Source organism: Rhodoferax ferrireducens, from assembly GCF_031458075.1.
Lineage (GTDB): Bacteria > Pseudomonadota > Gammaproteobacteria > Burkholderiales > Burkholderiaceae_C > Rhodoferax_B > Rhodoferax_B ferrireducens_A.
In genome coordinates, this window is the sequence record NZ_JAVDXT010000001.1 from 24819 (window position 1) to 43689 (window position 18871).

The 18871-nt window shown below is 64.4% G+C and carries 16 protein-coding genes; 12 read left to right on the top strand and 4 right to left on the bottom strand.

Going from position 1 to position 18871, the window contains the following annotated elements:
• The first annotated feature begins 35 nt into the window (after window positions 1-35).
• The 9 genes from J2X19_RS00125 (at window position 36) to J2X19_RS00165 (ending at window position 10891) form a co-directional block, all read left to right on the top strand.
• Window positions 36-812 carry a FadR/GntR family transcriptional regulator gene (locus tag J2X19_RS00125; RefSeq protein WP_310369528.1) on the top strand — a complete coding sequence of 259 codons (777 nt, stop codon included), beginning with the start codon at window positions 36-38 and terminating at the stop codon, window positions 810-812.
• A 94-nt stretch (window positions 813-906) separates the two neighbouring features.
• Window positions 907-2637, top strand: a complete 1731-nt coding sequence (locus J2X19_RS00130; RefSeq protein WP_310369530.1) for an IlvD/Edd family dehydratase — start codon at window positions 907-909, stop codon at window positions 2635-2637.
• A gap of 78 nt (window positions 2638-2715) precedes the next feature.
• Complete coding sequence (locus J2X19_RS00135; RefSeq protein ID WP_116605757.1) at window positions 2716-3870, top strand: ABC transporter ATP-binding protein; 1155 nt, start codon at window positions 2716-2718, stop codon at window positions 3868-3870.
• Window positions 3871-3887: 17 nt separating this feature from the next.
• On the top strand, window positions 3888-5840 hold the full coding sequence (locus tag J2X19_RS00140; protein ID WP_310369533.1) for a beta-galactosidase: 1953 nt from the start codon (window positions 3888-3890) through the stop codon (window positions 5838-5840).
• A gap of 58 nt (window positions 5841-5898) precedes the next feature.
• Entirely contained in the window at window positions 5899-7134 is a 1236-nt protein-coding gene (locus tag J2X19_RS00145; RefSeq protein ID WP_310369535.1) for an ABC transporter substrate-binding protein, read from the top strand.
• 45 nt (window positions 7135-7179) lie between these two features.
• On the top strand, window positions 7180-8115 hold the full coding sequence (locus J2X19_RS00150; protein ID WP_310369536.1) for a carbohydrate ABC transporter permease: 936 nt from the start codon (window positions 7180-7182) through the stop codon (window positions 8113-8115).
• Complete coding sequence (locus tag J2X19_RS00155) at window positions 8115-8966, top strand: carbohydrate ABC transporter permease (RefSeq protein ID WP_116605760.1); 852 nt, start codon at window positions 8115-8117, stop codon at window positions 8964-8966. Before J2X19_RS00150 ends, J2X19_RS00155 begins: the two co-directional genes overlap by 1 nt.
• Before the next feature lie 130 nt (window positions 8967-9096).
• Window positions 9097-9858: an SDR family NAD(P)-dependent oxidoreductase gene (locus J2X19_RS00160; RefSeq protein WP_310369541.1), complete on the top strand. Its 762-nt coding sequence runs from the start codon at window positions 9097-9099 to the stop codon at window positions 9856-9858.
• A 139-nt stretch (window positions 9859-9997) separates the two neighbouring features.
• Window positions 9998-10891, top strand: a complete 894-nt coding sequence (locus J2X19_RS00165) for an SMP-30/gluconolactonase/LRE family protein (RefSeq protein ID WP_310369543.1) — start codon at window positions 9998-10000, stop codon at window positions 10889-10891.
• A 4-nt stretch (window positions 10892-10895) separates the two neighbouring features.
• Here J2X19_RS00165 and J2X19_RS00170 read toward each other — a convergent pair whose 3' ends face one another.
• Together J2X19_RS00170 and J2X19_RS00175 are read right to left on the bottom strand one after the other, a co-directional pair.
• Window positions 10896-11699 (bottom strand): class I SAM-dependent methyltransferase, encoded by an 804-nt coding sequence (locus J2X19_RS00170; RefSeq protein WP_310369545.1) that lies wholly within the window; start codon window positions 11697-11699, stop codon window positions 10896-10898.
• A 135-nt stretch (window positions 11700-11834) separates the two neighbouring features.
• Window positions 11835-13343 (bottom strand): aminotransferase-like domain-containing protein, encoded by a 1509-nt coding sequence (locus J2X19_RS00175; protein WP_310369547.1) that lies wholly within the window; start codon window positions 13341-13343, stop codon window positions 11835-11837.
• Between the two features lie 174 nt (window positions 13344-13517).
• Here J2X19_RS00175 and J2X19_RS00180 point away from each other — a divergent pair, with 174 nt between their 5' ends.
• Entirely contained in the window at window positions 13518-13838 is a 321-nt protein-coding gene (locus J2X19_RS00180; RefSeq protein ID WP_310369549.1) for a hypothetical protein, read from the top strand.
• A gap of 8 nt (window positions 13839-13846) precedes the next feature.
• On the opposite strand, the gene J2X19_RS00185 is transcribed toward J2X19_RS00180, so the two are convergent.
• Window positions 13847-15142, bottom strand: a complete 1296-nt coding sequence (locus J2X19_RS00185; protein WP_310369550.1) for a cation:proton antiporter — start codon at window positions 15140-15142, stop codon at window positions 13847-13849.
• A 25-nt stretch (window positions 15143-15167) separates the two neighbouring features.
• Complete coding sequence (locus J2X19_RS00190) at window positions 15168-15620, bottom strand: DUF2214 family protein (RefSeq protein WP_310369552.1); 453 nt, start codon at window positions 15618-15620, stop codon at window positions 15168-15170.
• A 217-nt stretch (window positions 15621-15837) separates the two neighbouring features.
• Here J2X19_RS00190 and J2X19_RS00195 point away from each other — a divergent pair, with 217 nt between their 5' ends.
• Together J2X19_RS00195 and J2X19_RS00200 are read left to right on the top strand one after the other, a co-directional pair.
• Window positions 15838-16149, top strand: coding sequence for a BON domain-containing protein (locus tag J2X19_RS00195; RefSeq protein WP_310369555.1), 312 nt, complete (start codon window positions 15838-15840; stop codon window positions 16147-16149).
• A gap of 603 nt (window positions 16150-16752) precedes the next feature.
• Complete coding sequence (locus J2X19_RS00200; RefSeq protein ID WP_310369557.1) at window positions 16753-18870, top strand: beta strand repeat-containing protein; 2118 nt, start codon at window positions 16753-16755, stop codon at window positions 18868-18870.
• The last annotated feature ends 1 nt before the right edge of the window (window position 18871 follow it).

The following is an 18871-nucleotide window of genomic DNA, read 5'->3' on the forward strand; positions in this document are numbered from 1 at the left end:
GTATTACACGGTTTCGTGCTTTGGAGTGATGCGCAATGAAGTCCCCTGTTCCCGCGAAAGCGAGTCAAAACACCTCGGCCACCTATACCGGCCGCAACCTGCATGGCCAGGTGGTCAAGGCCTTGGGCCATGGGGTGCTGGGTGGCACCTACCCGGCGGGCGAGCTGCTGCCGAATGAGGAGGAGTTGTGCCGCACGCTGGATGTGAGCCGCACCGCGCTGCGCGAAGCCATCAAGGTGCTGGCGGCCAAGGGTTTGCTGGAATCGCGCCCGCGCGTCGGCACCTGGGTGCGGCCCGAATCCAGCTGGAACATGCTGGACCCGGATGTGCTGTCCTGGCGCTGTGCCACCGGGCCGGATGCGCAGTTCTTGCGGCACCTGACCGAGATGCGCGAAATCATCGAGCCCGCAGCGGCCGCCCTGGCGGCGCGCAGCCGCAGCCCCGCCCAGTTGGCGGACCTGGAAGCGGCTTTTGCGGCCATGGAAAACGCTGCCGATGTGAACCAGTGGGTCGAGGCGGACCTGGCTTTCCATAGCGCGGTGCTGCAGGCCACCAACAACCCCTTGCTGGTGCCGCTGGCGGCCATTATTGGCAGTGCACTCGAGTCCTTGTTGGGGATTTCTGCGCGCAAGGCCGGTGGCTTCAACGATGCGCTGCCCGACCATCGCAAGGTGCTGGATGCCATCCGCATGGGTGATGCGCAGCGTGCCTTGCACCGCATGGCGGTGATGCTGTCGGACACGCGCGAGCTGATGCAGCGCTCCGACATGCTGGCCGATGCGCGGGCGGAAGCGGTGGCGCCGGAGGTCTGAAGCCGGGTTCTCAAGGGTTTCCCCTGATCGTAGAATGCCAAGTCATTTGTATGATTTATTAATTCCACGCTTTTGTGACCCCTGAGGCCCCTCCATGACCACCGAATCCCCCAAAAAACGCCGTTCCCAGCATTGGTTTGGCGGCACCAGCAAGGACAACTTCATCCACCGCAGCTGGATGAAAAGCGAAGGCCTGCCGGACGACAGCTTTGATGGCCGCCCGGTCATCGGCATCTGCAACACCTGGAGCGAGCTCACACCCTGCAACCAGCATTTCCGCCAGATCGCCGAGCGCGTGAAGCACGGCGTGCTGCAGGCCGGCGGCATTGCGGTCGAATTCCCTGTGTCCTCGCTGGGCGAGACCCTGATGCGCCCCACCGCCATGCTGTACCGCAATCTGGCCAGCATGGACGTGGAGGAGGCCATCCGTGCCCATCCGCTGGACGGCGTGGTGCTGCTGGCCGGCTGCGATAAGACCACGCCCGCCACCCTGATGGGCGCGGCCAGCGTCGACCTGCCCACCCTGGTGGTGTCTGGCGGTGCGATGCTGAACGGCAACTACCGCGGCGAAGCGATTGGCTCGGGCACCCATGTGTGGAAGTTCTCCGAGGCGGTGAACGCCGGCAAGATGACCCTGCCGCAGTTCATGCAGGCCGAAAGCTGCATGTCGCGTTCCGCCGGCGTTTGCATGACCATGGGCACGGCCTCCACCATGGCCAGCATGGTCGAGGCGCTGGGTGTTTCGCTGCCCACCAATGCGGCGATTCCGGCCGTCGATTCGCGCCGCCTGGAACTGGCGCAGCGCTCCGGCCGCATGATCGTCGACATGGTCGAGCGCGATATGCGTTTGTCGCAGGTGCTGACCCGCGAAGCCTTTGAAAACGCCATCCGTGTCTGCGGCGCTATTGGCGGCTCGACCAATGCCGTCATCCATTTGATCGCCATCGCCGGCCGCATGGGCGTGCCGCTGTCGCTGGACGACTGGGACCGCCTGGGCAAGGACATCCCGACCATCGTGAATCTGATGCCATCCGGTGAATACCTGATGGAAGACTTCTACTACGCTGGCGGCCTGCCAGTGGTGATGAAGCGCCTGCTGGAAGCCGGCCTGCTGCACGGCGACGCGATCACCGTCAACAACCGCACCCAGGCGCAAAACGTCGAGCATGCCGAGTGTTTCAACGACAAGGTGATCCGTCCGCTGAACCAGCCCTTGGTGGAGCAGGGCGGCCTGGCGATCCTGCGTGGCAACCTGGCGCCGCAGGGCGCGGTGATCAAGCCGTCGGCTGCCACCGCCAAGCTGTTGCAGCACCGGGGCCGGGCCGTGGTGTTCGAGAACATCGAACACTACAAGGAACGCATCATGGAGCCGGACCTGGACATCGACGAAAACTGCGTGATGGTGCTGAAGAACTGCGGCCCCAAGGGCTACCCCGGCATGGCCGAAGTGGGCAATATGGGCCTGCCGCCCAAGCTACTGCAAAAGGGCATTACCGACATGGTGCGCATCTCCGATGCCCGCATGAGCGGCACGGCCTACGGAACGGTGGTGCTGCATGTGGCGCCCGAAGCCGCTGCCGGCGGCACGCTGGCCCTGGTGCAGGACGGCGACGAGATCGAGTTGGACGTAGCCGGCCGCGGCCTGCACCTGCATGTGAGCGACGAAGAGCTAGCACGCCGCCGCGCTGCCTGGGTGCCGCCGCCCGAGCCGGCCTCCGGCTATGTGCGCATGTACCACCGCCATGTGCTGCAGGCCGACCAGGGCGCCGACATGGATTTCCTGGTGGGCTGCCGCGGCGCCGCCGTACCGCGCGATTCGCACTAACTTTTTCCCAAAGATTAGCGCAGTGTCCGCGGTGCGGGTGCTGCGCCAGCCTCACTCCATTTCCGAAGGCACGCCCGTATGGCACGCATTGATCTGAAGAATGTTTTCAAGTCGTACGGCGACAACCCCGCGACGATCCGTGACGTGTCCTTGAATATCGGTGAAAACGAGTTCTGCGTTTTCGTTGGCCCATCCGGCTGCGGCAAGTCCACCTTGCTGCGCATGGTGGCTGGCCTGGAGACCATCAACCAGGGCGAGCTGCTGATCGGCGGCGTGAAGATGAACGATGTGGAACCCGCGCAGCGCGGCGTGGCCATGGTGTTCCAGAGCTACGCGCTGTTTCCGCACATGACGGTGTTCGAGAACATGGCCTTCGGCATGCGCTTGTCGAAGACACCAGAGGCCCAGGTGCTGCAGCGTGTCAATGAAGCCGCGCGTATCTTGCAGCTTGGTCCGCTGCTGGAGCGCCTGCCCAAGGCCTTGTCCGGCGGGCAGCGCCAGCGGGTGGCGATCGGCCGGGCCATCGTGCGCCAGCCGGGGGTGTTTTTGTTTGATGAACCGCTGTCCAACCTGGATGCGGCGCTGCGCGTGCAGACCCGTTTCGAGATCGCCAAGATCCACCGCGACTTCGGCAAGGCCAGCACCGTCTATGTGACCCACGACCAGGTCGAGGCCATGACCCTGGCCGACCGCATCGTGCTGCTGAACACCGGCGAAGCCGTGCAGCGCGACGGCAGCGTGGCCCAGTTCGGCCCGCCGCTGGAGCTGTACCACCGGCCGCGCAACAAGTTTGTCGCCGGCTTCATCGGTTCGCCCAAGATGAACTTCATCGACGGAACGCTGGAATCCGCCAGCACCGAGCTGGCCACGGTGCGCCTGGTCCAGGGCGAGCTGCTGCAGATCCGCGTCAACGCCAGCGCTTTGGCCGTCGGCAGCGCCGTGTCGCTGGGTCTGCGCCCCGAAGACGCCGAAGTCGGCACCGCCACCCAGCATGTGCTGCGCACCGTGCAGTGGCAGGAGCGGCTGGGCGAATCCACCTATTTGTACCTGGACAGCGGCACGCCCAGCGACCCCTGGGTGGTCAAGGCGCCCGGCAATGCGTTTGCCCGCGCCGGCGAGCGCGTGGCCGTGTCGCTGCCGCCGCAGCACCTGCATTTGTTTGACGCGCAAGGCCGCGCGGTGGAGCGCACCGTGGCCAACGAGGACTTGCTGCTGTCGGCGGCCATGGCTTGAACCGAGGAACCCCGAAGATGAAACTAGGCGTTTGCTATTACCCTGAACACTGGCCTGAGAGCTGGTGGCCCGACGATGCCCGGCGCATGGTCGAAGTCGGCATCCAGTACGTGCGGATTGCCGAATTCGCCTGGAGCCGCATCGAACCCAGCCCCGGCGTGTTCGCCTGGGAGTGGCTGGACCGCGCGATTGCCACACTGCATGCGGCCGGCTTGAAGGTGGTGATGTGCACGCCCACCGCCACGCCGCCCAAATGGCTGGTCGATGCTGACCCCGGCATGCTGGCCGTGGACGCCCATGGCCAGACGCGCGGCTTTGGCTCGCGCCGGCACTACTGCTTCTCCAGCCTCAGCTACCGCGCCCAGTCGGCGCGCATCACCACGGCCCTGGGCGAGCGCTACGGCCAGCACCCGGCGGTGGTGGCCTGGCAAACCGACAACGAGTACGGCTGCCATGACACCGTGGTCAGCTACAGCACGGCAGCGCGCCAGGGCTTCCGCGCCTGGCTGCAGCAGCGCTACAGCGATATCGACGCGCTGAACATGGCCTGGGGCACGGTGTTCTGGAGCCAGGAGTACCGCAACTTTGAAGAAGTCGATGCGCCGGTGGGTACGGTGACCGAAGTCACGCCTGCGCAGCGCCTCGACTACCAGCGCTTTGCCTCGGACGAGGTGGTGGCCTTCAACCGCATCCAGGTCGACATCTTGCGCCAGCACTCGCCAGGGCGCGATGTGGTGCACAACTTCATGGGTTTCTTCACCGAGTTCGACCACCACGCGCTGTCGGCCGATCTGGACGTGGCCACCTGGGACAGCTACCCGCTGGGCTTTACGCAGAACTTCTTTCTCACGCCCGAAGAAAAGCGCCACTACGCGCGCATCGGCCATCCGGACATCGCGTCCTTCCACCACGACCTGTACCGCGGCATGTGCAAGGGCCGCTGGTGGGTGATGGAGCAGCAGCCCGGCCCGGTCAACTGGGCCCAGTGGAACCCGGCGCCGCTGGATGGCATGGTGCGGCTCTGGACCTGGCAGGCCTTCGCCCATGGGGCCGAGGTGGTCAGCTATTTCCGCTGGCGCCAGGCACCGTTTGCCCAAGAGCAGATGCACGCCGGCCTGAACCGCCCCGACCGCACACTGGACCAAGGCGGCCTGGAAGCCACCCAGGTGGCCCAGGAGCTGCGCCAGCTGCAAGCCCATTTGCCGACCAGCTACCAGCAGGCGCCGGTGGCCCTGGTATTCGACTTCACCAGCATCTGGATGGCCAAGATCCAGCCCCAGGGTGCGGACTTCAATGCCGTGGAACTGAGCTTTCGCGCCTACAGCATGCTGCGCCAGATGGGGCTGGATGTGGACATCGTCTCCAGCAGCGCCGACCTTGATGGTTATGCGCTGGTGGTGCTGCCCGCCCATCTGCGCGAAGACGCAGCCCTGGCCGCGCGCCTGGCCAATAGCAAGGCGCAGGTGGTGCTGGGTCCGCGCAGCGGCTCCAAGAGCGAGGCCCTGGCCTTTCCCGACAAGCTGCCGCCGGGCGCGTTTGCCGATCTGGCCGGTGTCACGGTGCAGCGCGTCGCCTCACTGCCGCCCGGCCTGGTCGACAGCGTGCACTGGAACGATGGCGGCCATACCGAGGCCAGCCGCTGGCGCGAAGACCTGGCTTGCAGCACGGCCGCCCCGGTGGCCGTGTTCGCCGACAACCGTCCGGCCGTGACCCATAACGGCAGCACCTGGTACACCGCCGGCTGGCTGGACGCCGCGGGCTGGCGCCGGGTGCTGGGCCTGGCCGCCCAGGCTGCGCAGCTGACTGTGCAGGACCTGCCAACGGACGTGCGCACCCGCCGCTGCGGCGACTTGCAGTTCGTGATGAATTTTTCGGGTTCCGAGGTGCAGTTGGCACCGGCAACACACGCGCAGTGCCTGCTGGGTGCGCGTGATCTGGCCCCCCAGGCCGTGTCGATCTGGAAGCTGTAGCTTTCACGTTAAGGCTTCCGTACAACGCGTTTCAAACGCATATTTAGGAGACAAAAAAATGGTGTTCAAACCCGTCAAACAGGTGCTGGCTGTTGCCGCCTTGCTGGCTTGCAGTCTGTCGGCCCTGGCCGGTGAGCTGGTGTTCAACAACGACGCATCCGACCCGGCGCCGCGTGCCGCTTTCGAGGCACTGGTCAAGGGCTTCGAAGCCGCCAACCCGGACGTGAAGGTCAAGGTCAATGTGTTCGACCACGAGGGCTACAAGACCTCGATCCGCAACTTTCTGACGGCCGAGGCACCCGATGTCTGCACCTGGTACGCGGGCAACCGCATGGCCCCGTTTGTCAACGCCGGGCTGTTCGAGGACGTGTCCGATATCTGGGCCAAGGAAGGCCTGAACGAAAAGCTCAAGTCGGCCACTTCGGCCATGACCATCAATGGCAAGAAGTGGGGCATGCCCTATAGCTACTACCAGTGGGGCATCTACTACCGCAAGGACTTGTTCGCCAAGCTGGGTATCGCCGAACCCAAGAACTGGGCCGAACTGGTAGCCGCCAGCGCCAAGCTCAAGGCCAACAAGATCACCCCGTTCGCTATCGGCACCAAGGAAACCTGGCCCACCGGCGGCTGGTTTGACTACCTGAACATGCGCGTCAACGGCTACGAGTTCCACATGGACCTGACCGCTGGCAAAGTGCCCTACACCGACAAGCGCGTGCAAGCCGTGTTCGACAAGTGGGACGACCTGGTCAAGCCCGGCTACTACCTGACCAACCACACCTCCTACAAGTGGCAGGAAGCCTTGCCCGCCTTTATCAAGGGCGATGCCGCGATGTACCTGATGGGCAATTTTGCCGTGGCACCGATGAAGGAGGCCGGCCTGACCGAAGCCCAGGTTGGCTTCATGCAGTTCCCGGAGATCACCCCCGGCCTGCCCAAGGCCGAAGACGCGCCTACCGAGTCCCTCCACATCCCGAGCAAGGCGAAGAACAAGGTTGATGCGCGCCGCTTCCTGGCCTATCTGTCCAAGCCCGAAGTGCAGGCCGAGATGAATGCCATCCTGGGCCAGTTGCCGGTCAACAAGGATTCGAAGATGCCTATGGATACCTATCTGAAGGCCGGCTTCTCCATGCTGTCCAACGCCTATGCGCTGGGCCAGTTCTATGACCGCGATGCACCCGCTGAAATGGCCAAGGCCGGCATGGACGGTTTCCAGCAGTACATGGTGAAGCCGGGCGAGCGCGCCAAGATCCTGGAGCGCCTGGAGAAGGTGCGCAAGAGCGTTTACAAGTAATCCCGCCCCGGGAGGTCTGCAAGGGCCTCCCGGTCAGGAAACTGCATGATGACTCCATCCTCCGAACCCATTGCTCCACTCGCTCCACCGGCTGCCAGCTGGTGGTCCAAACACCAGATCAGCATAGTGCCCTGGTTGTTCCTGCTGCCCGCGCTGGTGATGTTCGGCGTGTATGTGATCGGCCCGATCTTCGAGTCGATCGCACTGAGCTTCTACGACTGGGACGGCCTGGGCACGCCCAAGTACATAGGCTTCGGCAACTACGTCGAGCTGGCCGGTGACGAGGACTTTTACATCGCGCTGAAGAACAATGTGATCTGGTTCTTCGGCTTCTTGCTGGCCATTCCCGCCGGCCTGGGCCTGGCCCTGCTGCTGAACCAGAAGGTGTTCGGCATCCGCCTCGCCAAGTCGCTGTTCTTTTTTCCGTTCGTGATCTCGCAGGTGGTGATCGGCCTGGTGTTCAGCTGGTTCTATGACCCCACCAACGGCCTGCTGCTGCATGTGATGGGTTTCTTCGGCATGGAGCCTGTTGCCATTCTGTCGGACGACACCCTGGTCACCTATGGGATTGTTATCGCGGGCCTGTACCCGCAGATCGCCTACTGCATGATTCTGTACCTGACCGGCCTGAACAATCTGCGCCCCGACCTGATCGAGGCCGCGCGTCTGGAAGGCGCCAAGGGCTGGACCATGCTGTGGAAGATCGTGCTGCCCCAGCTGCGCCCTGCCACCTTCATCGCCGTGGTGGTCACCGTGGTCGGCTCGCTGCGCAGCTTCGACATGGTGTCCATCATGACCCAGGGCGGGCCCTTCGGCCAGTCGCGGGTGCTGGCCTACTACATGTACGAGAAGGCCTTGAGCGAATACGGCTACCGCATGGGCTATGGCACGGCCATCGCCACGGTGCTGTTCTTGCTGATGCTGGTCTACATCGTTTTCGTGCTCCGCCGCGTCTACAAACAAGAGCAGGAAACCGAATAATGTTCCCCACCCCGATCCAGAAAACCAGCCTGGCGACGCAGTTGCTGTACCGCCTGGGCCTGCCCGTGGCCATGCTGGTCTGGCTGCTGCCCATCATCGCTGTGGCGCTGACCTCGATCCGCGGCGGCGCCGACCTGAGCACCGGCAACTACTGGGGCCTGCCCACCGAATGGCGGCTGGTGGAGAACTACACCGCGGTGTTCAGTAAGACCCCGCTGGCGGCCTACATCATCAATAGCTTTTTGGTCACCATCCCCACCGTCATCGGTGCGGTGGCGCTGGCCTGCATGGCCGGCTTTGCACTGGGCGTGTACCGCTTCAAGCTGAACCTGCTGGTGTTCTTTTTGTTCGTAGGCGGCAACTTCGTGCCGTTCCAGATCCTGATGGTACCGGTGCGCGACCTGAGCCTGCGGCTCGGCCTGTACGACAGCATCGCCGGGCTGGCGCTGTTCCACATCGCCTTCCAGAGCGGCTTTTGCACCTTCTTCATGCGCAACTTCATCCGCGAGCTGCCGCGCGAGCTGATCGAGGCCGCGCGGGTCGAGGGTGCTTCGGAGATCCAGATCTTCTTCAAGGTGGTGCTGCCTTTGGTGCGCCCGGCGGTGGCAGCGCTGGCGGTGCTGGTGTTCACCTTCATCTGGAACGACTATTTCTGGGCCACGGTGCTGATACAGGGCAACCATGCGATGCCGGTAACCGGCGGGCTGAAGTCGCTGAACGGCATGTGGGTGGCGCAGTGGCATCTGGTCTCGGCCGGCTCCATCGTCGCCGCCATGCCGCCGGTGCTGATCTTCTTTCTGATGCAAAAACACTTCATCGCAGGCCTGACCTTCGGTGCCACCAAAGGCTGATGGTGATGCCACATTTGCTGCCGTTGCTGCGTCCCGAGCCGGTCCGGGTTTTTACATTCTCCAGCGTGCCTGCCTCAGAGGGCTGAGCAGGCACGCATTTTTTTATTCAGACAGACCAAGGAGCATTGCTTTGAAAACCGCACATTACCCCAGCCTGGAGGGCCGCAGCGTGTTCGTCACCGGCGGCAGCTCGGGCATCGGCGCCGACATCGTGGTCGGCTTTGCCCGCCAGGGCGCCAAGGTGGCCTTCACCGGCCGCAATGCCGAGTCAGCCGCCAAAGTGCTGGCCGAGGCCAGCGCGGTCGGCCCCACGCCGCTATTCCTGCAAAGCGAAGCCGCCGATGTGGCTGCGCTGCAGGCGGCGATTGCCCAGGCAGCCAGCGCCCATGGCGATATCAACGTGCTGGTCAACAACGTGGCCAACGACCAGCGCCACGACATCATGTCCGTGACACCGGACGACTTCGACTGGCGCGTTTCCGTCAACCTGCGGCCGCACTTCTTCGCGGCGCAAGCCGTGGTACCGGGCATGCGGCGCCTGGGCGGCGGGGTCATCGTCAACCTCGGTTCGACCAGCTGGAAGATCAAGGGCAAGGGCTACCCGGTGTACGCCACCTGCAAGTCGGCCACGGTTGGCCTGTCGCGCAGCCTGGCGCGGGATCTGGGGCCGGACAACATCCGCGTCAACACCCTGACTCCCGGCTGGATCATGACCGAGAAGCAGCTGACCCAGTGGGTCGATGCCGAGGGCGAGCGCGCCATGGACGACAACCAGTGCCTGCCCGGTCGCATCGTCGGTGCCGACATCGCCAATATGGCGCTGTTCCTGGCGGCCGACGACAGCAGCATGGTCACCGCCCAGGACTTCGTGGTGGACGCCGGTTGGACCTGAAGCCCGCTGCCTGCCCGGCGCCCAACGGGCGGGCATTTTTGATGCCTTGGTTCGCCTACTGAAAAACCCTCTTACGCAGATCTGAATTGCGTGAGAAGCTATGGTTTTTATACTTAAAAACTGTAGCAAACCTGTTGCCATGCCCTTGCCCACTCCGATCACCCCCATCTGGCCCGCGAATCTGCAACTCGGCGAGGGCACGCTCTGGCATGCCGCCAGCGCCCGTTTCTTCTTTGTCGACATCCTGGGCCAGGCGGTGCACGCCTGGACGCCCAGCACCGATACCCGCCAAACCTGGCTGCTGCCCGAGAAGGTGGGCTGGCTGGTGCCGTGCGCCGATGGCCAGGGCTTTGTGGCCGGTTTCCAGTCGGGTTTCGTACGCCTGACCCTGGAGCCCGAGCTGAAGATCGAGCGCCTGGGTTCGCCGCACCCCGACCAGCCGGGCCTGCGCCTGAACGACGCCAAGGCCGATGCCGCGGGCCGCATCTGGGCCGGCTCCATGCACCACGAAAACCCCCAGCAGCCGCTGGGCCAGCTGGCCTGCCTGCACCCCGACGGCCGTATCGAGATTGCCGAGCGCGACATCCACATCGCCAACGGCCCGGCGATCTCGGCCGATGGCACGGTGATGCTGCACACCGACAGCCTGCTGCGCAGCATTTACCGCTACACCCTGGGTGCCAACGGCCAGCTGCAGGGCAAGAGCCTGTGGAAGCGCTTTGCGGTCGAAGAGGGCGAGCCCGACGGCATGACCTTCGACGCCGAAGGCCATCTGTGGGTGGCGTTCTGGGGCGGTGGCTGCCTGCGCCGCTTCAACCTGGCCGGCGACGAACTACAGCGCATCAACTTGCCCGCCAGCCAGATCACCAATGTGGCATTCGGCGGCGAGAACCTGGACCTGATGCTGGTGACCAGCGCCCGGGCCGGCCTGTCGGCCGCGCAACTGGCCGAGCAGCCGCTGGCCGGCTCGGCCTTTGTGCTGCGCACCGGTGTGCGCGGCCTGGTGCCAGCGGTCTGGGGCCGGCCGGCTTGATCTCTCAGCAGGCCCGCGCGCGCGTCAGCAGATAGTCCTGCTGCATCACGTTGTCCAGATGGTAGGGGGCGACCAGCGTCTCGTACTCGGCCCGCAGCTGGGCCAGCTTTTCGGGTTCGTTGGCCAGGCTCTCAACGAGTTTTTGCATGGGCCCGACCGATTGCTCCATGAAGAGGCGGTAGTGGGCGACGCTCAAGGCGGGGAAGCCCATGGTGCCCCGGGCAAAAAAGGGCGCCTCGAACCGCGCCCCCAGACGCTCGCTGACGATGGCCGGGTTGCCCCACTGGGGCGGCGGTGCCACGCCTGCGGGCAGCGGTGGCGAATTTCGGGCGATAAAGGCAAACATCCGGCCCACGAGGTGCTCAGGCGGCCAGGTAGCGAAGGCCACCCGTCCACCCGGCTTGAGCACGCGGCGCATCTCGGCGATGGCCACCTCGGGGCGGGGCGCAAAGATGTGTCCAAACTGGCTCAGCACCACGTCGAAGGAGGCGTCCGGGTAGGGTAGCTGTTCGGCGTCGCCTTCGGTCCACACAATATCCGTGTGCTGGGCGATCTGGGCGTTTTGATGGGCCTGCAACAGCAGTTCCGGGGTAAGGTCGAGCGCCGAGACGCGGGCCCCGGCACGCGCCGCCGTGATGGCCACGACGCCGGTTCCGGTGCCCACGTCGAGCACCGCCTCGCCCGCCCGGATGCCCGCAAACTTCACCAGTTGGCCCGCCACCGGGGTGGTGAACATGGCCACGGGCGTGAACGTGACCCACATCTCGCGTTGGCGCTTCTTCAGTTCTGCAAACGGGTCTGGAGCCATGGTGTTCTCCGTAAAGTGCATTGCTGCCGGGGCAGGAAACAACTTTAGTCCGTCGAGGCCAAAAGGCAAGCCGTGGCCCGCTTTTGCATGCCGGCCGTTCTGCCCGTCCGGCTTGGATGGATACGGGCTTCTAGGTTAGCTTGCAGCAAGGCGGCCCGCCTTGGCGCCTGAAGTTGCATGCGCCAAGGCGCCGACCATCTGCCCCAGCCGCGCAAACGCGTGGTCGATCTCGGGTGTGAACGGCCAGCCGCAGTTGACCCGCAGATGGTTCTCGAAGCGGTTCGAGTTGGTGAAGATGGTGCCGGGCGCAATCACCATGTTCTCCGCCAGCGCCGCGTGGAACAGGGCGGTGGCCGACAGCTGGTGGGGCAGCTCGACCCACAGCGACAGGCCGCCGCGCGGCACGGTCAGCCGGGTACCGGGCGGGAAGTAGCTGGCCACGGCCTGGGCGGTCTGGGTGCGCTGCGTGGCCAGGATGCTGCGCAGCCGGCGCAGATAGCGGTCGTAGGCGGCCGAGGCAATGAAGCTGGCGGCCGCCCGCTGTGCCAGCCGCTCGTTGCTGCGCGAGGCGGCGAACTTCAGCATCTCCACCCGCGTCTGCCAGCGCCCGGCGCTGACCCAGCCCAGGCGCAGGCCGGGTGCCAGGCTTTTGTGCAGCGAGGCGCAGTACACCACGTGGCCGCTGTCGTCCCAGGACTTGATGGCGCGCAGCGGCTCCTCGCGCAGCACGCTGTCGTCCACCAGCGCGCTATAGGTATCGTCTTCGATCAAGGCCACATCGTGCTGCTGGCACAGGCGCAGCAGCGCCTGTTTGTGGCTGCTGGGCATGATGCTGCCGGTGGGGTTCTGCAGGTAGGGGATGACCACCACGGCCTTGATGCGCTGGGTGTTGCGCAGTGCCAGTTCCACCGCGTCCACCGAGATGCCGGTGCGCGGGCTGGTGGGGATTTCCAACGCCTTCAGGCCCAGGCTCTCCAGGGTTTGCAGCAGGCCGTAGAAGGTGGGCGACTCCACCGCAATCGTGTCGCCGGGTTGGGCCACGGCGCGCAGTACCAGGTTCAGCGCCTCGGTGCAGCCATTGGTGACCTGGATGTCGTTGGCCGACAAGTGCATGCCGGCACCCATGGCGCGCTGGGCCAGCACTTCGCGGAACTCCAGGCAGCCCTGCGGCGGCGCGGCGCGCACCAACTGCTCGGGGTCTTGCCGCAGGCTGCGCTGGGCGGCCAGGTTCAGCGCCTGGCTGGGGTACAGCTCGGGCGCGCAGCGGGCGGTGGACAGATTGGTCTTGAAGCGCTGCATGCGGCCCAGCGCAAGGAATTCGGACACCTTGGTGTGGATGCCCACGTACTGGGCCGGGTCGGGTGCGCGCTGCATCGGTGGGTCGTTCACCGGTGCCAGCCGCGAGCGTTCGGGTGTGCGCACAAAGTAGCCCGAGCGTGGCCGCGCCTCCAGCGTGCCTTCGCTTTCTAGCAGGCGGCAGACGTGCATGGCAGTGGACAGGCTGACCGCGTGCTGGCGCACCAGCTCGCGCAGCGAGGGCATGCGCTGTCCCGGCAGCAGGCTGCCCGCCTGGATGGCGCTGCGGTAGTGCTCGGCCAGGCTTTGGTACTTGGGCGGGGATGGGTGGGCTGCGGGCATGGTCATGGGCCCTCCATCATGCGGGGCCGGGGGTGGGCTGAACAGGTACAGACGGACGCAAAACACACCATAACAGATGCACATTTTCTGAACTGTTGCGTAACAGATGGCGGCGGTCTGTGGCTGTTCGATGGGGACTGGAATTTCTACGCTACAGCTACTTTCACAAAGAGGTCTTGTATGCCGCTCCTTACTGCCCCAGTGCCCTTGTTGACCCTGCAATTGCCCGCCGCCCAGCGCAGCTGGCAGCCGCTGCCGCGGGGGGCGGAAGTCATGGTGGCCGAGGGCGCGGTCTGCCTGCACCGGCGTGAGTACCTGGCCGGGCTGTGGGTGGATGCGCCGCTGCTGCTGCGCGCCGGGGAGCGACAGCGGGTGGCGGCCGGCTGGGTTGAGATCGAGGCGCTGGTCGCGGCGCGGCTGCTGGTGTCTGCGCCTAGCCGGTGGAGCTGGCCTGCGGCCCTGGCGAGACTGCTGTTCTGGCGCAGCCCGCGGACGGTCTAGCCGGCTGGCTACAGAGCGCCAGGCCGGGGTTTTTTGCGGGCTTCGTAGCGGTTCATCAACGGGGTCACGGAAATACCATGCACCACGATGGACGCCACCACCACGCCCACGGTAATCGACAACAGCTGTTGGGCCAGCGCTGGCTGCAGCCCGTGGTGGATGGCGTACAGCAGGTAGTACAGCGAGCCAATGCCGCGGATGCCAAACCAGGCCATCAGGCGGCGCTGCGCACCCTGGACAGTCGTGCCCAGCAGGCCGGCAAAAACCGACAGCGGACGCACCAGCAGAAACAGCACGGGGATGAACCACAGCAGCTCAGCCCGGAAGCGCACCGTTGCCAGCAGCACGCCAATGGCCAGCACGATGCCGACTTCCACAAAGCGCTCCAGTTGGCTGTTGAAGCGCTGCACCGCCAGCATCATCTCGGCCGGCGTGGGTGTGGCGGGCTCCAGCTCGGGTGGCGGCTCGGTGGCCGGGGCGGCCGCTTTTTCGCCGACGCGCTGCAGCGCCAGCCCGGCGGCAAACACCGCCAGAAAGCCATAGGTTTGGCAGGCAAGCGCCAGGCCATAGGTCAGCGCGATCAGGCCCAGGGCAATGAATTCGTCGGCATCCAGCGCCTCCTGGTGGCGGGTGCGCAGGTACAGAATCGCATGGCCGAGCAGCGCGCCCATCAGGCTGCCCAGCGCCAGGCCGCCGGCAATCGCCCACAGCACGTCCACCGCAGCCCAGCGCCAGCCGCCGGCGCCCAGGTCGTGCAGGCCCAGCAGACCCAGGCCCAGCATCACCACGGGGAAGGCGGTGCCGTCGTTCAGGCCGCCTTCGCCGGTCAGGCCAAAGCGCAGGCGGTCCCGGTCGCCGGGGTCGGACAGTTGCACATCCGAGGCCAGCACCGGGTCGGTAGGCGCGAGGATGGCGCCCAGCAGCACCGCGGCACCGACTGGCAAGTCCAGCAGCCAGATGCCGATGGCCGTGACCGCCGCCACGGTGACCAGCATGGACAGCGACGCCAGCCGCAGCGGAATCCACCAGCGCCGGTCTTTCAAAGGCAGCTTTAGCTTCATGCCGGCGGTAAACAGCGAGATCAGCACGGCCACTTCGGTCAGGCGTTCCAGCAGCTGGGTGTCTTTCAGCGCATCCAGCTTCCACAGGCCCAGTCCCCAGGGGCCGATGGCAATGCCCACGCCCAGGTACAGCATGGCCGAACTCAAGGGCAGGCGGCTGATGAACGAGCCGCCCAGCGTCATGGCGATCAGCAGCGCCCCCACCACGATGCAGCCCAGGGTAAAGGCGGTCGGTCCGTTCATGGCCGCAGACGCTTGGCGCCGCAAGTCATAGCGTGACCCCTTTGGCCATCAGCGCCGCACACAGCGCCACGCCCAGCAGCAAGGCCAGTTCCAGACCCAACAGGCCGCGCAGCCGCGCCAGTTGCTGCGCGCTGACCACCGGCGGCAGGCCCTGCCGGGTTTGCGCGCCCCAGCGGATGAACTGCACGGTAGGGTAGATGGACAGCAGGCCGACGAGCACAAACAAGGCCATCTTCCAGCCGAAGAAGGGATTGCCAGCGTAATAGGCCGCGCCCTTCTCGTAATAGAACACCCGCAGCAGGCCGACCCCCAGCACTGCAGCCGCACACAGGCCGTACCAGCGGTCGCAGGCCTGGATCTGCCGGGCCTGGGCGCAGGTCGGCGCCTGGCGCAGCAGCAGCCAGGTGCCGAACACCGTGGCAAAGATGCCGAACACCGCGGCAAAGTGCAAAAAGGCAAACAAGGCGCTGGTCAGCATGCGGGTCTCCTGGGTGTAGCGATGGCCGGAGTATGGAGGACTTTAGGCCTCTGGCGCATATGGATATTGCGCAAGCAGCTGCAAATTTAATAGCAAGCAACTCGCCAGATGACATTCTCCATGACAGTTGCAACACAAGTACGCGTTTCCGACACACGGTATTGATCCCCGCTTGGGAAGATCACCCCATCGCAACCAACAACCCAAAGGATTTACCATGACACGCTCTTTCAACCGCATTGCCGCTGCCGCCCTGATCGCCCTGGCAGCCGGCCCTTTCATGGCTGCCCAAGCCGCTACCTCCAATGACGCTGACCTGGCCAGCGCCGTGCAGTCCAGTCTCAGCAACACGCTGGGCAGTGATGCCAGCGGCCTGACCGTCACCGCCAACAACGGCAACATCACCTTGCACGGCTGGACCCAAGGCCCGCAAGAAGAAGCCAAGGCCCGCTTCGTCGCCAGCAAGGTGCCCGGCGTGCACAACGCTTACAGCTCGGTGCGCACCTTCTCCAGCGACAGCAACGAGTAAACCGCAAGCCGCTTTCATCTTCTCCAGTGACCGGAACGTCCCGGAGCGCCCATAGGGTGCGCCAGGCGTGGCCGGGTTATAGGTCTCTGCCGCAACCTTGGGTTGTGCAGAGGCTTTTTTTTCGTCTGCGCCATGCCTATGTCTATTCCCAGGAACGCGGCCGGCGTTGGTGTTGGGCGCGCATGCCGACGCGTGGATAAATGCATTGCCAGTTGCATACGCTCCGGAGTGTTTTTTGTTACATATCCTGAAGTATGTGAGCTACTAATATTTGCTTGGCCTCATTGTTTTTGTAAAGACAAGCCATGTTGGTCCAGAGCTTGCTATTCCCGTCAAGGTTGTTCTCCAAAAATATCTGAAATGCAAGATTGTCAGGAGAAATTTACTTGGATAGTTGTGACGGATATCACTGTTTGGTTGGTTGGATATCTGACATTTACGCTAACAAGCAATTTTCCTAAAGACAAAATTTGTCACAAATGCCTGCATTGAAAGTGCTCTGTATGTAACCGTTCCACGCAGATTGGAATAGGTCTGGCGGCGCTTGGCGATAACCACCTTTGTCGTAGTTAAGCCCCATCAGCAAGTAACCCAAGGAAGCCCATGCGCCATAAGAACGGCAAGCCGAATAAAGCCACCAAACAGGTTCCAGCGCTGGTTGCGTGCTCGGCTACCGGATCGACCGCAGCATGTGAGCCGTCTGCCGAGGTTACCGTGGGGCTTTCGCGCCGCAGCTTTCTGTACAGCGTGGGTGTCTTGAGCCTGTCCGCCTGTGGCGGCGGAGGCTCTGGCAGTGCGGCGACAGCCGATGGCCGCAGTGCCACCGACATCACCGCCGCCATTCTGGCGAACCAGAATGTCACCCTCAGTGGCGATGCGATCATCCGCCTGCCGGTCGGCTCCACGACCTATACGGGGGTGATTTCCGGCAAGGGAACGCTGGTGCTGGCGGCTACCGGTGGCACCAGCAGCCCCAGCACCCTCATCATTACCCAGACCAGCACCTTTACCCTGCCGGATGCCCAGCAGGTCGAGGTGGTCACCAAGACCAGCGCCACGGGTGGCTACCGGCTCGATATTTCCGGCACCAACCCGCCTGTGTTGACCATCGATGCGGGGGTGACGCTGCAGATAGGCACCAACACCAGCGCCGACAACGCACCCAACATCATCGCCACCTCGGACAGCCTGAACGCCGCCAGCCTGGTCAACGGCGAAGTCAACCTGAACAATATTCTCAACAACGGTCGCATTGTGCTCAGCAGCGCGCAATTCATCCTGCTGGGCGAAATCAGCGGCAGTGGCCCGGTCTTGCAAGGCGTCAATGTCTGGGGCGGCAACTCGATGCGCGGGGTCCATGCATTCGAAGGCGTCTTGTCACTGAGCACAGGGCACGACTTCGGCAGCAACCACGTTGCCGCCTCGCTGTCCAGCGCCAAGGCCGTGCTGAACGAAGGCTCGTGGCTGGTCTGGAGCCCGCCGGGCAGCGTGGTGAAGGTCACGCAGAACATCTACGAGGCGGCCTTTGGTGGCGACATCAACTTCCATCCCATCGGCAATTCGACCATCGTCATGTCCGGCGTATACAGCCATACCGACAACAGCCCGCACAACAGCCCCAACCTGGTTGATCCGGGCTTGAGCGATGCCAGTCTGAATTTTGCCAAAGTGATCTACCGCGGTGGCGCCAACGACGTCAATGGCAACGATGGCAGCTACCGTGGCATCAATATCGAAGCTGGCGGGGGCACGGTGCAGTGGGGTGACGGCACGCATAGTCATTTTTTCTTGCCATCGGCTCCGTCGCCTGCCGAGGTGTCCCCGGCCCTGGGAGCCAAAAACGCTTACATCAACCTGCACAGCGGCAGCACGCTGGCTTTCAATTACAACGGCGCGGTGACCCTGAACGTGGGCATCACCGGCGGCGGTGGCGGCCCCAACAGGACTGGCGCCATCGGCGTGGGCAATGTGACCATCATGGGCACGGCCGGCAACGATGTGACCTTTGCACAGCCCCAGAACTACAACGGCACCACCACCATCGGCGCCAATGCCATTCTGCGGCTGGGCGTGGGCAGCACCGTGCCTCTGAACTACACCACCGTGCGTCCCACGGGCAAGACCACCGTGCTGCAAGCCACCTATACGGGGGACTCCAGCCTGTTGACGGCCGAGTCCACCGGCGGGCTCTCGAGCAATGCCATCGTCAACGCGGGCCAACTGATCATCCAGAACACCAGCACCAACATCACGCTGTCGAACATCAGCGGCAGTGGCAGCCTGGTGCATAACGGCGCCATCACCACCACCTTGCTCAACAACAGCTATAGCGGTGCTACCACCATCAACCGCGGCACACTGCTGGCCGGCAGCAGCGGTGCCCTGGGCACCGGCAGCGTGGTCAACAACGCCGCTTTGGCGCTGACCAGCACGCGGGCCTTGGCGATTGGCGGCGGTTTCCAGCAAGGCAGCGGCGGCAGCCTGACTCTTGCCGTTAACGGTACCAGCCCGGGTGTTGATTTTGACCAGCTGACGGTGGCTGGCGCGGCCGTGCTCGGCGGCACGCTGACGCTGAATATCACCGGCAGCTACACCAGCGGGCAGAAGCTGGTGCTGGTCAATGCCGCCAGCGTCAGCGGCACGTTCAGCAGCATCACCAGCAATGGCACATCCGTGGTGGGCGGGCAGGACGCAACGAGTTTTTACGTCATCGTCCAGTAAA

Coding starts and splice junctions, on each gene's coding strand:
- J2X19_RS00125 (WP_310369528.1), top strand. CDS start 36: ATGAAGTCCCCTGTTCCCGCGAAAGCGAGTCAAAACACCTCGGCCACC.
- J2X19_RS00130 (WP_310369530.1), top strand. CDS start 907: ATGACCACCGAATCCCCCAAAAAACGCCGTTCCCAGCATTGGTTTGGC.
- J2X19_RS00135 (WP_116605757.1), top strand. CDS start 2,716: ATGGCACGCATTGATCTGAAGAATGTTTTCAAGTCGTACGGCGACAAC.
- J2X19_RS00140 (WP_310369533.1), top strand. CDS start 3,888: ATGAAACTAGGCGTTTGCTATTACCCTGAACACTGGCCTGAGAGCTGG.
- J2X19_RS00145 (WP_310369535.1), top strand. CDS start 5,899: ATGGTGTTCAAACCCGTCAAACAGGTGCTGGCTGTTGCCGCCTTGCTG.
- J2X19_RS00150 (WP_310369536.1), top strand. CDS start 7,180: ATGATGACTCCATCCTCCGAACCCATTGCTCCACTCGCTCCACCGGCT.
- J2X19_RS00155 (WP_116605760.1), top strand. CDS start 8,115: ATGTTCCCCACCCCGATCCAGAAAACCAGCCTGGCGACGCAGTTGCTG.
- J2X19_RS00165 (WP_310369543.1), top strand. CDS start 9,998: ATGCCCTTGCCCACTCCGATCACCCCCATCTGGCCCGCGAATCTGCAA.
- J2X19_RS00170 (WP_310369545.1), bottom strand. CDS start 11,699: ATGGCTCCAGACCCGTTTGCAGAACTGAAGAAGCGCCAACGCGAGATG.
- J2X19_RS00175 (WP_310369547.1), bottom strand. CDS start 13,343: ATGACCATGCCCGCAGCCCACCCATCCCCGCCCAAGTACCAAAGCCTG.
- J2X19_RS00180 (WP_310369549.1), top strand. CDS start 13,518: ATGCCGCTCCTTACTGCCCCAGTGCCCTTGTTGACCCTGCAATTGCCC.
- J2X19_RS00185 (WP_310369550.1), bottom strand. CDS start 15,142: ATGAACGGACCGACCGCCTTTACCCTGGGCTGCATCGTGGTGGGGGCG.
- J2X19_RS00190 (WP_310369552.1), bottom strand. CDS start 15,620: ATGCTGACCAGCGCCTTGTTTGCCTTTTTGCACTTTGCCGCGGTGTTC.
- J2X19_RS00195 (WP_310369555.1), top strand. CDS start 15,838: ATGACACGCTCTTTCAACCGCATTGCCGCTGCCGCCCTGATCGCCCTG.
- J2X19_RS00200 (WP_310369557.1), top strand. CDS start 16,753: ATGCGCCATAAGAACGGCAAGCCGAATAAAGCCACCAAACAGGTTCCA.